The sequence below is a fragment of the Streptomyces chartreusis genome, from assembly GCF_008704715.1.
Lineage (GTDB): Bacteria > Actinomycetota > Actinomycetes > Streptomycetales > Streptomycetaceae > Streptomyces > Streptomyces chartreusis.
On record NZ_CP023689.1, the window covers coordinates 1,012,755 to 1,030,558 of the forward strand.

At 73.9% G+C, this 17,804-nt stretch carries 1 protein-coding gene; it reads right to left on the bottom strand.

All coding sequences use genetic code 11. The features are described from left to right. Nucleotides 1-46 precede the first annotated feature (46 nt). On the bottom strand, nt 47-17,740 hold the full coding sequence (locus CP983_RS04235) for a type I polyketide synthase (protein WP_150498581.1): 17,694 nt from the start codon (nt 17,738-17,740) through the stop codon (nt 47-49). Between the last annotated feature and the right edge of the window lie 64 nt (nt 17,741-17,804).

A 17,804-nucleotide genomic window follows, 5' to 3' on the forward strand; every position in this document is an offset into this window, starting at 1 on the left:
CGAATCCTGTCCCTTTGTCACCTGAGGGGCACGCCAAGACCCGGCGTCAGCCCTCGAGTTCCCGATCGATGATCGCGAACATCGAGTCCAGCGAGGCGGAGTCGATGTCGTCGTTGTCCTGCTCGATTGCTGCTGTGCCGGTTTCGTCGTCGAGGCGGGCCGTCATGGCCCGCAGTCGGTCGCGCAGTTCCTTGCGCGCCGCTTCGTCCTGTTCGGCCATCGCCAGGACGGCCGCCTCCAGCCGGTCCAGATCGGACAGGCTCGGCGCGGCGCCGCCGTCGGCCCGGTCGAACTCGGTGCTCACACGGGCCGCGAGATCCGCGACGGTCGGGTGGTCGAAGATGAGGGTGGCGGGCAACTGCAACCCGGTCACGGCCTTCAGTCGGTTACGGAGGTCCACGGCCGTGAGCGAGTCGAAGCCCAGCTCCTTGAACGCCCGAGACGCATCCACCACCCCGGCGGAGACATGCCCCAGCACGCCGGCGACCTCCGTCAGCACCGCGTCCAGCACCATGCGGTCCCGTTCGACGGAGCCCAGCCCACGCAGCCGCTCGACAAAGCCGCTGTCGACGGCACCGCCGGAAGCGGCCGCCTCCCAGTACCGCCCCGTCTTCGGCACCAAGTTCCGCAGCACGAAGGGAACTTGGGCGCTCACCAGTGCGGAGGTACGCAGGGCGACGGGAACGACGTGCGGCTCGTCCACGACCAGCGCCGCGTCGAGGAGGGCCAGCCCTTCGCCGGTCTCCAGCGCCGGGAAGCCCTGCCGCGCGAGCCGCTCCAACTCCGGCCCGCCGAGAGTGCCACCCATGCCCGCCTGCCACATGCCCCAGGCCAGCGATACGGCGGGCAGCCCCTGAGCGCGGCGGGTGGCGGCAAGTGCGTCGAGGATGTTGTTCGCGGCAGAGTAGGCGGCCTGCCCGGCATTGCCCACGACGCCCGCGAAGGAAGAGAAGAGCACAAAGGCCGACAGGTCACGATCGGCCGTCAACTCATGCAGATGCAGGGCCGATTCGACCTTCGCGGCCATGACCCGGGCCAGACGCTCCGGCGTCAGATCGGCGACCAGACCGTCATCCAGTACGCCCGCCCCATGCACCACAGCGGACAGCTCGACGCCATCCAGTACGGCCGCCAGCGCGGCACGGTCGGAGATGTCACACGCCCGCACATCGATCCGCGCACCCAACTCCCGTAGCTCTGCAGTGAGTTCGTGGGCACCTGGAGCGTCGGATCCCCGCCGGGAGACGAGCAGCAAATCTCGTACCCCATGCTCGGTGACCAAGTGCCGGGCGACCTCCGCGCCCAGCCCACCCGTACCGCCCGTGATCAGCACCGCACCCTCGCCGCTCCACGGCGACGGCACCCGCAGCACGACCTTCCCGACATGCCTGGCCTGCCCCAGCATCCGCAACGCCTCCGGCGCCCGGCACAGGTCGTACGAAGTCACCGTCACCGGCCGCAGCGCGTCCTGCTCGAACAGGTCGAGCAGTACCGCCCATATGCCGGCGATCCGCTCCGGACCCGCGTCCATGACGTCGAAGGCGCTGTAGTCGATGCCGTGCTCGGCCCGTACTCGCTCGGCATCGCGGATGTCGGCCTTGCCCATCTCCACGAACCGGCCACCGGGCCGCACCAACCGCAGCGAGGCATCCACGAACTCGCCCGCGAGCGCGTCGAGTACGACATCCACGCCCGGACGGAACCGGTCCGCGAACTCGGTCGTGCGCGAGGAAGCGATCCGCTCCTCCGCCAGCCCCAGCTCACGCAGCACGGGCCACTTCGGCTCGCTCGCCGTCGCATAGACCTCGCCGCCGAGGTGCTGGGCGAGCTGCACAGCGGCCATGCCGACACCGCCGGCGGCGGCGTGGATCAGCACGGACTCACTCTCCTTGAGCCCGGCGAGGTCGACCAGGGCGTAGTAGGCGGTCAGGAACACGATCGGTACAGAAGCCGCCTGCTCGAACGACCACCCGTCCGGCACCCGCGCCAGCAGCCGTGCGTCGGTGACGGCCAGCGGGCCGAACGCGCCGTCCAGCAGGCCCATCACCCGGTCACCGGCCACCAGGCCGGTCACCTCGGGGCCCACTTCCACGACCACACCGGCACCTTCGTGCCCGAGTCGCCCGGCGTCCCCGGGGTAGGTGCCGAGCACGTTCAGCACGTCACGGAAGTTCATGCCGGCGGCGCGTACCGCCACCCGTACGTCACCGGCCCGCAGGGTTCGGCGCTCCTCGGTGATCATCGCTACGCCGTCCAGGCGGCCCTGCTCGGCGACCTCCACGCGCCAGGTCGTGTCGGGGGTCGCGGGCGGCGGCACCAGCAGGCCGTCCGAGGCCATCGGGGTGAGGTGCGGAAGCAGGATCCGGCCCTCGCGGACGGCGAGTTGGGGTTCCTCGCCGTGTGCGAGGTGCTGGGCGAGGGTGCGGTGGGAGCCAGGGTCGTCGTCCAGGTCGGCGAGGAGGAACCGGTCGGGGTGCTCGCTGATCGACGACCGGACCAGGCCCCAGGCGCCGGCACCGGTCAGGTCGGTGCCGTGCGTGTCCGGGGCAGCTCCGGCCGGGACCGCGTCGTGGGTCGTGACGACCAGACGCGTTCCGGTCAGGCGCTCGTCCGCCAGGCAGGTCCGCATGGTCCCCAGGAGACCAGCGATCGGGCTGAGGACTTCACCAGAGTTGACGGTGATCTCCGGCCGCGACGCGGTGCCGTCGCGCCTGCCCGCAATGGGCACTATCACCGCGTCGGGCACCTCTGCGCCCGTGTCGAGGGCAGCGAGGAGAGCTGCCAGGTCGTGGTGCCGGGTGATCGGGACATCGGCGGCGGCCCACGGTTGCTCGGCTTGGACGTCCGGTGAGAGCAGCACCAGGCTTTGTCCGACGGCGAGTTCGTCGGTGTCCGGGGTGTGGGTAGCGGGTGCCCAGGCCAGGCGGTACAGGTGGTCGCCGCCGACCGGCGTGCGCAGAGCGGCGGCCGACACCGGTCGCAGCAGCAGGGACTCCACGGCGACCACGGGGGCGCCGACGGCGTCGGCCACGCGCAGGGCGACTTCGCCGTCGCCGGTCGGGTGGAGGTGGGCACGCAGAGTCGTGGCACCGGCGGCCGTGACGGTGACGCCCGACCACAGGAAGGGCAGCAGGGCCTCACCGTCGTCGCCGTCAGTGCGCAGGGCGAGCGCGTGCAGGACGCTGTCCAGCAGCGCGGGGTGCACTGCGTAGGCGGTGGCCTCGGTGGCGCCGGGCTCGGGCAGTACGGACTCGACGTAGAGGTCGTCGCCCTGCCGCCAGGCGCGGCTCAGTCCGCGGAACGTGGGGCCGTAGTCGAGTCCGGCCGTGGCCAGTCGCTCGTGGAGGCCGTCGAGCGGCAGCGGCTCGGCGTCGGCCGGCGGCCATGCGCGCAGGTCCCAGCCGGGCTCGGTCTGGCGGGTGGCGAGGGTGGCGGTGGCGTGCAGGGTCCAGGGCGTGTCCACAGCGGCGCCCTCGGCGCGGGCGTGGATGCGCAGGGCGCGGTTCTCGTCGGCCTCGGGCGCTGCCACGGAGATCTGCACCTGTGCGGCGCCGCCTTCCGCCAGGACGAGCGGCGCGTGCAGGGCGAGGTCGGCGACATGGTCGCGGCCGACCCGGTGCCCGGCCTGGACGGCGAGTTCGAGCAGGGCCGTGCCGGGGACGACGACCAGTCCGGCGACCACGTGCTCGGCCAGCCAGGGGTGACTGTCGGTGGACAGCCGTGAGGTCAGCAGCAGGGTGTCCGACCCGGCGACGGGCAGTGCCGCGCCGAGCAGCGGATGGCCGGGGTCGCCGAGGCCGAGGCGGTCGGCGGCGGCGTTGGTCCGGCTGGGCCGCAGCCAGTACCGCTGCCGCTGGAAGGCGTACGTCGGCAGCGGGACCTTGCGCGCCCCGCTCCCGTGGAGGACGGCGGCCCAGTCGACGTCGGTGCCCCGGACGAACAACTCGGCCACCGCGCCGAGGAACGTCTCCGCCTCGGGCCTGTCCTTGCGCAGCACGGACACCGCCGTGCCTCCGGCACCGGGGTCGGCGAGGCTGCTCAGCACCGGGTCGGGGCCGATCTCCAGCAGCCGGACGGCGCCTTCGGCGGTGACCGCCGCGGTGGCGGCCTCGTGGAACCGGACCGGCTGCCGGATCTGCCGCACCCAGTAGCCGGCGCTGGTCCAGTCGCCGTCGGCGAGCGGGGCACCGCTGACGGTGCTGATCGCCGTGCACCGCGGGGTCCCGTAGTCGATCTGTTCGGCGACGGCGGTGAACTCGTCGAGCATCGGCTCCATGAGCGGTGAGTGGAAGGCGTGCGAGACGCGGAGACGGGTGACCCGGCGCCCGCGATCACGGACCGCCGCCATGACCCGCTCGACACCCTCCTCGCTCCCCGAGACGACCACGGCGGTAGGGCCGTTGACGGCGGCGATCGTCACGTCAGCGGTGAGCAGGTCGGCGATCTCCGTCTCGTCGGCCTCGACGGCGGCCATCGCGCCACCCTCGGGAAGGGCCTGCATGAGACGGGCGCGAGCTGCCACCAGCCTTACGGCATCGGGGAGTTCGAAGACACCGGCCGCGTACGCGGCCGCGTACTCACCGATGGAATGACCCAGCACCACATCCGGCGCCACACCCCACGACCGCAGCAACTCGACACACGCCACCTGAACCGCGAACAACGCCGCCTGCGCGTAACCGGTGCGATCGAGAAGGCCATCATCCGCGAACAGCACCTCACGCAACGGCAGCGGGAAACCGTCCACGCCCGACAGCTCGGCCTCCAGCAGCGCCACCGTCTCATCGAAGGCACGGGCGAACTGCGGGTAGGCGGAGCGCAGTTCACGCCCCATACCGGGCCGCTGACTGCCCTGACCGGTGAACATCCAGGCCGTACGGCCCTCCGTGACCACACCGCTCACCGTGAGCCCCGACCCCAGCACGTCACCGTCACGGCCAAGGAGCACCGCCCGGTGTTCCAGCGCGGCCCGGGTCGTCGCCAGCGACAGTCCGACGTCCACCGGGTCGAGCTCGCGTGCGTCGAGGTCGTGGGAGAGGCGCGCGAGCTGGCCGCGCAGGGCTTCGGCGCTTCGGCCGGACACGGGCCACGGGACGACCGGCGGAGCCGTCACCGTGCGCTGCTCGGGCTCCTGGACGGCCGGGGCCTCTTCGAGGATGACGTGGGCGTTCGTGCCGCTGATCCCGAAGGACGACACGCCCGCCCGGCGCGGACGCTCACCGCGCGGCCAGGTCCGCTGGGTCGTGAGCAGCCGTACGGCTCCGGAGTCCCAGTCGACGTGGGTCGAGGGCTCCTCGGCGTGCAGCGTGCGCGGCAGGGTCTCCGCCCGCAGCGCCATCACCATCTTGACCACGCTCGCGACTCCGGCAGCCGCCTGCGGGTGGCTGATGTTCGACTTGATGGAGCCGAGCCAGAGGGGATCGTCGTCGGTCCTGGCCTGCCCGTACGTCGCGAGGAGGGCCTGGGCCTCGATCGGGTCGCCGAGCCGGGTGCCGGTGCCGTGGGCCTCGACCGCGTCGACCTCGGCGGGATCGAGTCGAGCCGCGGCGAGCGCCTGCCGGATCACCCGCTGCTGCGACGGACCGTTCGGCGCGGTGAGCCCATTGGAGGCTCCGTCCTGATTGATCGCCGAGCCCCGCACCACGGCCAGGACGCGGCGGCCGTTGCGCAGCGCGTCGGAGAGGCGTTCGACGACGATGATGCCGGCGCCCTCGGACCAGCCGGTGCCGTCGGCGTCGTCGGCGAAGGACTTGCAGCGGCCGTCGCCGGCAAGGCCGCCCTGTCGGGCGAACTCCAGGAACATGCCCGGGTTGGCCATGACGGTGGCGCCGCCCGCGAGGGCCATGTCGCACTCGCCGGAGCGCAGCGCCTGGCAGGCCAGGTGCAGGGCCACGAGCGCGGAGGAGCAGGCGGTGTCGACGGAGACGGCCGGGCCCTCCAGACCGAGCAGATACGACAGCCGGCCGGAAGCGACGCTCGGGGTGCTGCCGGTGAGCAGGTAACCCTCGGTCTCGGCGGTCGTCTCGTGGAGGTGGCCGCCGTAGCCGTTGGCGGAGACGCCCGCGTAGACGCCGGTCGCCGTGCCCCGCAGCGAGGTCGGGTCGATGCCCGCGCGTTCCAGTGCCTCCCACGCGGTCTCCAGCAGCAGCCGCTGCTGCGGGTCCATCGCGAGGGCCTCGCGCGGGGAGATACCGAACAGCTCGGCGTCGAAGTCGCCGGCTTCCGCGACGAAGCCGCCGACGGCCGCGATGCCGTCGAGGGCACGGGTGTCCCAGCCGCGGTCGGACGGGATCGGGGTGATCGCGTCCTTGCCGGTGACGACCAGGTCCCACAGCGCCTCGGGCGAGTCCGCGCCGCCGGGGAACCGGCAGCCGAGGCCCACGATCGCGATGGGGTCGTCGGTGGCGGCGAGCCCGGGGGCATGGGTCCTGCCGGGCGCGTCGTCGTCGCCCAGCAGTTGGGTGCGGAGGTGGGCGACGAGGGCGCCGGGCGTGGGGTGGTCGAAGACGAGGGTGGCGGGCAGGGCGATGCCGGTGGCGGTGCGCAGTCGGTTGCGCAGGTCGACGGCGGTGAGCGAGTCGAAGCCGAGGTCCTTGAAGGCGCGGTCGGGGTCGATCTGCGCGGGCGAGGCGTGTCCGAGGACGGCCGCGACCTGGGCGCGAACCGTGTCGAGCAACAGGCGTTCCCGCTCGTCGGGCCGCAACCCGCGCAGCCGGTCGACGAGTTCACCGCCCCCGGTGCCGAGCGAGCGGCGGGCGTCCCGGCGGCGGCGGGCGGCGGGGAGCAGGTCGTGCAGGACTCCGGGCAGGGTGTCGTGTCCGGCCTCGGCGAGCGCGGGCACGCGCAGGGCCACGGGGACGGCGGTCGGCTCGTCGAGCAGCAGAGCGGCGTCCAGCAGGGCGAGGCCGTGGCCGGTCTCCAGCGCGGGGTAGCCCTGCCGGGCCATCCGCTCCAGCTCGGCCGCGTCCAGTGTTCCGCCCATGCCGTTGCCGGTCGCCCACATGCCCCAGGCCAGCGACACGGCGGGCAGTCCCGCGGCGCGGCGGGCCGCCGCGAGGGCGTCCAGGGCGTTGTTGGCGGCGGCGTAGGCCGCCTGGCCCGGGTTGCCGACCACGCCGGCGAACGACGAGAACAGCACGAACGCCGACAGCTCACGATCAGCCGTCAACTCATGCAGATGCAGGGCCGATTCGGCCTTCGCGGCCACGGCACGCCCGAGCCGTTCGGCCGACAGGTCACCGATCAGACCGTCGTCCAACACGCCCGCCGCGTGCACCACCGCGGTCAGGTCCACCCCGTCCAGGACAGCGGCGAGGGCATCGCGATCGGCCACATCGCAGGCGGCCACGGAGACGCGGGCGCCCAACTGCTCCAGCCCTGCCGTGAGTTCGGCGGCACCTGGAGCCTCGGGCCCTCGCCGGGAGACGAGCAGCAAGTCCCGTACCCCATGCCCGGCGACCAGGTGCCGGGCGACCTCCGCGCCCAGCCCACCCGTCCCGCCGGTGATCAGCACCGTGCCCGCGCCGCCCCACGGCGACGGCACCCGCAGCACGACCTTCCCGACATGCCTGGCCTGCCCCAGCAGACGCAACGCCTCCGGCGCCCGGGAGATCCCGTAGGCGGTGACGGGGGCGGGCCGCAGTGCGCCCTGCTCGAAGAGTTCCAGCAGTGCCGCGAACATCTCGGCGATACGGTCGGGGCCTGCGTCCATCAGGTCGAACGAGCGGTACGACACCCCGTACTCGGCCCGCACCTGCTCCGCATCGCGGATGTCGGTCTTGCCCATCTCGACGAACCGGCCACCGCCCCGCACCAGCCGAAGCGACGCGTCCACGAACTCACCGGCGAGCGAGTCCAGCACCACATCCACACCCGGCCGGAACCGCTGCTCGAACTCCGTGGTCCGCGACGAGGAGATCCGTTCCTCCGCAACCCCGAGCTCACGCACGACCGGCCACTTCGGCTCACTCGCCGTCGCGTGGACCTCGCCGCCCAAGTGCTGGGCCAATTGCACGGCAGCCACGCCGACGCCACCGGCCGCGGCGTGGATCAGAACCGACTCCCCGGCCTGAAGCTCGGCGAGGTCCATCAGGGCGTAATAGGCGGTCAGGAAAACGATCGGGACTGACGCCGCCTGATCGAACGACCACCCGTCCGGCACCCGCGCCAGTAGCCGCGCATCCGTCACGGCCGAAGGACCGAACGCGCCGTCCAGCAGCCCCATCACCCGGTCACCGACCGCCAGCCCGGTCACCTCCGGACCGATCTCCACGACCACGCCGGCACCCTCGTGCCCCAGCCGGCCGGGGTCGCCGGGATACATGCCGAGGACGTTCAGTACGTCGCGGAAGTTCACGCCCGCCGCCCGCACCGCGACCCGGACCTCGCCCGGTTCCAGGGGCCGTCGGTCCTCCGGGACGAGTGCGACGCCGTTGAGGCGTCCCTGGGCGACGACGTCCATCCGCCACCCGTCGCTCGATCCGGCGGGCGGGAGCAGCACGTCGTCGGTGACCGCCCTGACGAGGCGCGGGACGCGCACCGTGCCCTGCCGGGCGAGCAGTTCGGGCTGGTCGGGGCAGTCGGCCAGCGCCCGGTACGACTCCGCCGAACCGTCGACGTCCGCGAGCCGGAACCGGCCCGGGTTCTCGCCGGCCGCGGAGCGCACCAGGCCCCATACGGTCGCGCCCGCGGGATCCGTGACGTCGTCGCCGACGGCTCGGGAGGTGACGAACATCAGGCGAGAGCCCGTGAGTCGGGGTTCGGCGAGCCAGCCCTGGACGAGCGCGAGGGCGGCCGAGGACACGTCGGTGAGGGAGCGGTCGTTCGTGACGACGGGGGCGAGGACCGTGTGCGGTGCCTCCTCCCCGGCGTCGAGCGCCGAGGTGAGGGCGGCGAGGTCGGCGTGGACGCGGGCGGGGGTGTCGGGCAGGAGGCCGGGGTCGCCGAGCACGGTCCATGCCTCTGTGCTTGCGTTCGCCGCGGCCTCGGTTTCCGTCAGGGGCCGCCAGTCCAGGCGGAACAGGCTGTCGCGGAAGGCGCTGTCGGTGGTGGTGAGCGCGCCAGGTGACAGGGGGCGCAGGGTCAGGGCGTCGGCGTGGGCGATCGGTTCGCCGGTCGCGTCGGCCATGTGCAGCGTGACGGTGTCGTTGCCGCGGCGTGAGATCCGGACGCGGAGCGCATCGGCGCCGACGGCCGACACTTCGACTCCGGACCACAGGAACGGCAGCAGCGCGCCCGCGTCCTCGCGCTCCCAGAGCCCCAGGGTGTGCAGGACGGCGTCCAACAGGGCGGGGTGGACCCCGAATCCGTCGGTGCCGCCCGCGACGGCTTCCGGCAGCGCGGCCTGGACGAACCAGTCGTCGCCGGAGCGCCATACGGCCTCCAGGCCGCGGAACGCCGGGCCGTACGCCAGTCCGGCCGTCCCCAACCTCTCGTACAGGCCGTCCATTTCGACGGGCTCGGCTCCCGGCGGGGGCCAGGCCCGCAGGTCCCATTCCTCGCCCGCGGGCTCGCCTGCGGCCAGTACGCCGGAGGCGTGGACCGTCCAGGCGTCGTCGGTGGCGGTCTCGGGGCGGCCGTACAGGTACAGCTGTCGGCGGCCGTCGGTGCCGGGGGCCTCGATGCCGAGCTGGAGCTGTACCGGGCTCGTGCCGGGGAGGACGAGTGGGGTGTGGAGGGTGAGTTCGTCGACACGGTCGAGGCCGACGCGGTCGCCGGCCGCCAGGGCCAGTTCGAGTACGGCCGTGCCGGGCAGGATCACCGAGCCCGCCACGGTGTGGTCGGCGAGCCAGGGCTGGTCGGCGGTGGACAGCCGGGCCGTCAGCAGGACGGCGTCCGAACCGGCGACGGGTACGGTGGCGCCGAGCAGCGGGTGTCCGGTGGCGCCGAGGCCGAGGTCACCGGCGGCGACGGTGGCACGCGGCGCGTCGAGCCAGTACCGGCGGCGCTGGAAGGCGTACGTCGGCAGGGGCACCTCGCGTGCGCCCGTGCCGGCGAAGACGGCGGCCCAGTCGACCGTGGTGCCGCGCACGAACAGCTCGGCTACGGCCCGCAGCAGGGTCTCCGTCTCGGGGCGGTCCCTGCGCAGGGTCGCCGCGGCCGGTACCTCATCGGCGAGCGCGGTCAGGACGGGGTCGGGGCCGATCTCCAGGAAACGGGCGGCGCCTTGGGTCCGGGCCGCGGTGAAGGCTTCCTGGAAGCGGACGGGGCTGACGATCTGGCCGGCCCAGTAGGCAGGCGTCGTCCAGTCGCCCTCGCCGAGCGGGGCGCCGGTGACACTGCTGACGGCGGCGACCTTCGGCGTGCGATAGGTGATCTCGGCGGCGACCTGGGTGAACTCGGCGAGGACCGGCTGCATCAGCGGTGAGTGGAAGGCGTGCGAGACCCGCAGCCGGGTCGCTCGGCGTCCTTCTTCGCGTACCTGTTCGACGACCGCGTCCACGGCGGCCTCCGTACCGGAGACGACCACCGACGTGGGTCCGTTGACGGCGGCGAGTACCGCACCCTCCGGAAGCCGGCCGACCAGGTCCGCCTCGGCGATCTCCACGGCTGCCATCGCGCCGCCCTCGGGCAGTGCCTGCATCAGCCGGGCACGGGCCGCGACCAGCCGTACCGCATCGCGCAGTTCGAAGACTCCGGCCGTGTGGGCGGCTGCGAACTCGCCGACCGAATGGCCCAGTACGGCCTCCGGGGCCATTCCCCAGGACCGCAGCAGCGCCACCAGCGCCACCTGGACCGCGAACAGCGCGGGCTGCGCGTAGCCGGTGCTGTTCAGCAGCCCGGCGTCGTCCGCGAACAGGACCTCCCTCAGCGGTCGGTCGAAGCCGAGCTGCGCGTCCAGCAGCTCGCAGACCTCGTCCAGCGCGGCGGCGAACATGGAGTGCGTGTCGTACAACTCCCTGCCCATACCCGCCCGTTGGCTGCCCTGGCCGGTGAACATCCATGCCGTACGGCCGTCGGTGACGGACCCGGTGATGCCGGGTCCGGCGAGCTGCGCGTGCAGGGCGTCCAGGTCGGGGCCGAGCAGCACGGCGCGGTGTTCCAGTACGGCTCGGGTCGTGGCGAGGGACAGGCCGGTGTCCAGCGGGTCCGCGTCCACCGAGGTCAGTCGGGCGAGTTGGGCGCGCAGGGCGTCGGCCGAGCGTGCCGAGACCACCCAGGGCACGGTCGGCAGCCGGTGCTCCGGTCGGGGCGCGGATGCGGGGCGCGGGGCCGGGGCCTCCTCGATGACGACGTGGGCGTTGGTGCCGCTGATGCCGAACGACGAGACACCCGCGCGGCGGGGCCGGTCGCTCTGTGGCCAGGCTCGCTCCTCGTGCAGGAGCCGCACGGCGCCGGCTTCCCAGTCCACGTGGGTGGACGGCCGGTCGGCGTGCAGGGTGCGGGGCATGCGTTCGGCGCGCAGCGCCATGACCATCTTGATGACGCCGGCGGCGCCCGCGGCGGCCTGCGTGTGGCCGATGTTGGACTTGACGGCGCCCAGCCAGAGCGGCTCGTCGCGGTCCTGGCCGTAGGTGGCGAGGAGGGCCTGGGCCTCGATGGGGTCGCCGAGGCGGGTGCCGGTGCCGTGCGCCTCGACCGCGTCGACCTCGGCGGGTGAGACGCCGGCGTTGGCGAGTGCCTGGCGGATCACCCGTTGCTGGGAGGGTCCGTTGGGTGCGGTGAGGCCGTTGGACGCGCCGTCCTGGTTGACTGCGCTGCCCCGGACGACCGCGAGCACCGGCCGCTCCTGCCTGCGTGCCTCGCTCAGGCGCATCAGCACGAGCACGCCCGCGCCCTCGGCCCAGCCCGTGCCGTCCGCCGTGTCGGCGAATGCCTTGCAGCGGCCGTCGGCGGCGAGTCCGCCCTGCCGGGAGAACTCCACGAAGGTGGTCGGCGAGGCCATGACGGTGACGCCGCCCGCGAGGGCCGTGTCGCACTCCCCCGACCTGAGCGACTGGCACGCCAGATGAAGTGCCACGAGGGACGACGAGCACGCCGTGTCCACGGTCACCGCGGGGCCCTCGAAGCCGAAGACGTAGGAGACGCGCCCCGAGAAGACGCTGCCCGCGTTGCCGTTCGCGAGGAGGCCCCCGACCTCGCTGGGCACGGTGTGCAGACGGGCGTGGTAGTCGTGGTACATCAGGCCCGCGAACACGCCGGTGCGCGAGCCGCGCAGCGACATAGGGTCGACGCCGGCCCGTTCCAGGGCCTCCCACGAGGTCTCCAGCAGCAGGCGCTGCTGCGGGTCCATCGCGAGGGCCTCACGCGGCGAGATTCCGAACAGCTCGGCGTCGAAGTCGGCGGCGTCGTGCAGGAAGCCGCCCTCGCGGGTGGCGGAGCTGCCGGGGCCCTCGCCGTGCAGGACGGTCAGGTCCCAGCCGCGGTCGGTCGGGAAGTCCGAGACTCCGTCGGCGCCGGTCGCCACCAGATCCCACAGCGCTTCCGGCGAGTCCACCCCGCCCGGGAAGCGGCAGCCCATGCCCACGATCGCGATCGGCTCGTCGGTGCCGGCCGTGGTGCCGGCGGCGGTGGCCGGGAGGTCCGCCGTGCCGAGGAGTTCGGTGCGCAGCCGAGTGGTGAGGGCGAGCGGACTGGGGTGGTCGAAGACGAGGGTGGCGGGGAGTTGGAGGCCGGTGACGGTCTTGAGGCGGTTGCGCAGGTCGACGGCGGTCAGGGAGTCGAAGCCGAGGTCCTTGAAGGCGCGGGTGGGTTCGACGGCCGCCGTGCCGGTGTGACCGAGGACTCCGGCCACCGCTGTCTGGACGAGGTCGAGCAGCAGCCGGTGCTGTTCGTCGGCGGGCAGCGTGAGCAGGCGGCGGGCGAGGGCGTTGCCAGTGTCGGAGCCGGCGGCGGCCTGACGGCGGGTGGCGGGCAGCAGGCCGTGCAGGACGGCGGGGGCCGTGTCGCGGTGTGCGGCGAGGGCCGTCGTGTCGAGCGCGAAGGGCAGTGCGAGCGGGTGCTCGGTGTGCAGGGCGGCGTCGAAGAGCGCGAGGGCGTCGTCGGTGGGCAGGGGCGGGAAGCCGTGGCGGCGCAGGCGTGCGACGTCCGCCTCGGCCGTGCGTCCGCCCATGCCGTCGGCCGTCTCCCACATGCCCCACGCCAGGGACAGCGCGGGCAGCCCCTCGGCGCGGCGGGCCGTGGCCAGGGTGTCCAGCACGGTGTTCGCGGCGGCGTAGGCGGCCTGGCCGGGGTTGCCGAAGATGCCGGCGACGGAGGAGAACAGCACGAAGGCGTGCAGGTCCTGATGTGCCGTCAGTTCGTGCAGGTTCAGGGCGGCGGTCGCCTTGGCGGCGAGTACGCGGGTCAGCCGGTCGGGGGTGAGGTCGGTGAGCAGGCCGTCGTCGAGCACTCCGGCCGCGTGGATCACTCCGCTGAGCCGTACGTCGTCCAGGGCGGCGGCGAGCGTGCTCCGGTCGGCGGCGTCGCAGGCGACGATCCGGGCGCGGGCCCCGGCCTCGGCGAGTTCGGCGACGAGGTCCTCGGCTCCCGGTGCCTCGGGGCCGCGGCGGGACATGAGCAGCAGGTCGCGGACGCCGTGCTCGGCGACGAGGTGCCGGGCGACGAGCGCGCCCAGTCCGCCCGTGCCGCCGGTGATGAGGACGGTCCCGGTCTCCGACGGCCAGGCGCCCGGCTCGGTGACCGCCGGTTCGGTGGTGCGGGTGACGCGCGGCAGCAGGACCTGCTCGCCGCGGACGACGAGTTGGTCGGCGTCGAGGGTGGTCAACGCGGTACGGAGGGTGCGGTGCCCCTCCGGGGTGCCGTCGATGTCGGCGACGGCGAAGCGGCCGGGGTGTTCGCCCGCCGCGGTGTGCAGCAGGCCCCATACGGCGGCGGAGACGGGGTCTTCGGCGTCGTCGCCGGCAGCCCGGGTGGTGACCGGCACCAGTCGGGCGTGCGCGAAGCGGTCGTCGGCGAGCCATGCCTGCACGGCGGCCAGGACGGCGACCGCACGGTCGTGGGTGGTCGTGCCGGAGTCGACCGGGAGGAGCACCGTCGTCGGGTTGGCCGCGGCGAGGGAGTCGAGGGTCGCGCCGTGCGTGAACTGCGGGTCGGCGGCGGTCCACGAGGACGGGTCGTCGGTCAGTACGGCGACGACGGGGGCGGCTTCGGCCGGGCTGTCCGGCGACGGCAGCGTGACCGGCGTCCACTCCACCCGGAAGAGGCTGCCCGTGCGAGGGGTGTCGTCGCTGACGGCGGTCGGCGGGCGCAGGACCAGGCCCTCGACGTCGGCGACCGGGGCGCCGGTCTCGTCGGCGGCGTACAGAGTCACCGTGTCGTCGGTGTGCCGGGTGAGGCGGGCGCGCAGACCGGCGGCGCCGACGGCGTGCAGGCGTACGCCGCTCCACAGGAATGGCAGCCTGGCTCGCTCGGCGGTGTCCTGCGGCAGCGCGAGGGCGTGGAGGACGGCGTCGAGCAGGGCCGGGTGCAGGCCGAAGGCCGTGGCGTCTCCGGCGCCGTCCGGCAGGGCGGCCTCGACGAGGAGGTCGTCGCCGTGCCGCCAGGCGGCGGTGAGGCCGCGGAACGCGGGGCCGTACGCGAGACCGGCGGCTGCGAGCCGGTCGTACAAGCCGTCCAGCGGGAGCGGTTCCGCTCCGGCGGGCGGCCAGGCCCGCAGGTCCCAGGAAGGGGAAGGACCCGCGGGGGCGAGGGTGCCGGCGGCGTGCAGCGTCCAGGGCGCGTCGGCGGGTGCGCCGTCGGGCCGCGCGTGGACGCGCACGGCGCGGGTGCCGTCGGCCGCGGCCGGTTCGACGGCGATCTGGACGTGCGCGGTGCCGTGCTCGGGCAGGACGAGAGGGGTGTGCAGGGCGAGTTCGGTGAGGGTGCCGCAGTCGGCCTGGTCGCCTGCCTGTACGGCGAGTTCGACGAGGGCGGTGCCGGGCACGACGACGCGTCCGGTGACCGTGTGGTCGGCGAGCCAGGGGTGGGCGTCGGCCGACAGGGCGGCGGTGAGCAGGACGGTGTCGGTGCCCGCGGGGCGCAGGGTGGCGCCGAGCAGCGGGTGGCCGACGCTGCCGAGGCCGAGGCGGCCGACGTCGGTGACGGTGCGGGTGGGCCGTAGCCAGAACCGTCGGTGGTGGAAGGCGTAGGTGGGCAGGTCGACGCGGCGTGCGCCGGTGCCGTCGAACAGGGCGGCCCAGCCGACGGTGGCGCCGTGGACGTACATCTCGGCCAGCGCGGTGAGCAGGGACTCGGGTTCGGGTGTGTCCTTGCGCAGGACCGAGGCGGCGGGGGTGTCGCCGGTCGTGCGGGCGAGGGCGGTGAGGACCGGGTCGGGGCCGATCTCCAGCAGGCGGCTCGCGGCCTGGCGGTCGGTGGCGGTGGTGAGGGCGTCGTGGAAGCGGACGGGGCGGACGATCTGGTCGGCCCAGTAGCCGGGGGTGGCCCAGTCTGCGGCGGTGACCGGGGCGCCGGTGACGGTGCTGACGGCGGCGAGGGTCGGCGGGCGGAAGGTGACGGTCTCGGCGACGCGGGTGAACTCGGCGACGGCGGGGGCCATGTGGGGCGAGTGGAAGGCGTGCGAGACGCGCAGCCGGGTGACGCGCCGGCCCAGCTCGCGGGCGGCGTTCATGACCTGCTCGACGGCATCCTCGGTCCCGGAGACGACGACCGCGCGGGCTCCGTTGAAGGCGGCGATCGTGGCCGCGGTGCCGTCGAGCAGGTCGGCGACCTCGGCCTCGTCGGCTTCCAGGGCGGCCATGGCGCCGCCCTCGGGCAGGGCCTGCATGACGCGGGCGCGGGCGGCGACCAGGCGTGCCGCGTCGGAGAGGTCGAACACTCCGGCGACGTACGCGGCTGCGTACTCGCCGATGGAGTGGCCGAGGACGATGTCGGGACGGGTGTCCCAGGAGCGCAGGAGTTCGGCGGTGGCGGTCTGGAGGGCGAAGAGGGTGGTCTGCGCGTAGCCGGTGCGGTCGAGGAGGGCGGCTTCGGGGGTGCCCTCGGCGGCGAACATGACGTCACGGACGGAGAGTTCGAAGCCGGGTGCGCCCACGAGCGCGGTGTCGAGAGTTTCGCAGACGACGTCCAGGACGGCCGCGAAGACCGGGTGGGCGTCGTACACCTCCCGTCCCATCGCGGGTCGTTGGCTGCCCTGGCCGGTGAACATCCATGCCGTACGGCCGTCGGTGACCGTTGCTGCGACCGTGCCGGGGGTGGGGTCGCCGGCGGCGAGGGCGGCGGTGCGCTCGCGCAGGGTGCCGGGGTCGGCGCCGAGGACGACGGCGCGGTGGTCGAGGCGGGCGCGGCCGGTGACGAGGGTCAGGCCGGTGTCGGTGTGGTCGGCGTCGTGGGCGGCGAGGCGGGCGGCCTGGGCGGTGAGGGCGTCCTGGCTGCGGGCCGACAGCACCCAGGGCACGACCGGCGGCGCGGTCACCGTGTGCGACTCGGGCTCGGGGTCGGCGGGGGCCGGGGCCTCCTCGACGATGACGTGGGCGTTGGTGCCGCTGATGCCGAAGGCGGAGACGCCGGCCCGGCGGGGGCGTTCGCCGCGTGGCCAGGGGCGGGACTCGGTGAGCAGGCGGACGTCGCCCTCGGTCCAGTCGACCCGGGTGGAGCGGGTCCCGGAGTGCAGGGAGCGGGGCAGGAGTTCGGCCCGCAGCGACATGACGGTCTTGATGAGTCCGGCGACTCCGGCGGCGGACTGGGTGTGGCCGATGTTGGACTTCACGGAGCCGAGCCACAGGGGTTCGGTGCGGTCGCGCCCGTAGGTGGCCATGAGGGCCTGGGCCTCGATGGGGTCGCCGAGCCGGGTGCCGGTGCCGTGCGCCTCGACGGTGTCGACGTCGGCGGTGGTAAGGGCGGCGGCCTCCAGGGCCTGGCGGATGACGCGTTGCTGGGAGGGGCCGTTGGGGGCGGTGAGCCCGTTGGAGGCGCCGTCCTGGTTGACGGCGCTGCCGCGGATCACGGCGAGGACCGGGTGGCCGAGTCGCTGGGCGTCGGAGAGGCGTTCGAGGACGAGGACGCCGGCGCCCTCGGACCAGCCGGTGCCGTCGGCGTCGTCGGCGAAGGACTTGCAGCGGCCGTCGCCCGCGAGGCCGCCCTGCCGGGCGAACTCCAGGAACATGCCCGGGTTGGCCATGACGGTGGCACCGCCCGCGAGGGCCGCGTCGCACTCGCCGGACCGCAGCGCCTGGCAGGCCAGGTGCAGGGCGACGAGCGCGGAGGAGCAGGCGGTGTCGACGGTGACGGCCGGGCCTTCGAGGCCGAGGGTGTAGGCGATGCGGCCGGAGGCGACGCTGGGGATGCTGCCGGTGAGCAGGTAGCCCTCGGTCTCCGGGGTGGCTTCGTGGAGGTGGCCGCCGTAGCCGTTGCCGGAGACGCCCGTGAACACACCGGTACGAGAGCCGCGCAGCGAGGTCGGGTCGAGGCCGGCCCGTTCGAGCGCTTCCCAGGAGGTCTCCAGCAGCAGGCGCTGCTGCGGGTCCATGGCGAGGGCCTCGCGCGGACTGATGCCGAAGAGGTCCGGGTCGAACAGGGGCGCGTCGTGGAGGAAGCCGCCGGCGGCGGTGGTCTCGCCGAGGGCGCTCAGGTCCCAGCCGCGGTCCTCGGGCACGGCCGTGATGCCGTCCCGTTCGCCGGCGACCAGCTCCCACAGCGCCTCCGGCGTGCTCGCGCCGCCGGGGAAGCGGCAGCCCATGCCGACGACGGCGACTGGCTCCCGGGACGCCGTGACGAGGTCCTGGTAGCGCTGCCAGAGCCGGTCGTTCTCCTTGAGGGACTCGCGCAGGGCTTCGACGAGCTCTTCGGAGGATGCAGTCATGTCCTTCTCCACGGTCGCGGTGAACGAGCCGGGCGTGCCGGGTGCCGGCCGGTGCTGGACCGGC

Excerpts from the sequence above, each read along its gene's own strand:
- CP983_RS04235 (WP_150498581.1), bottom strand. The coding sequence starts at position 17,740 with ATGACTGCATCCTCCGAAGAGCTCGTCGAAGCCCTGCGCGAGTCCCTC.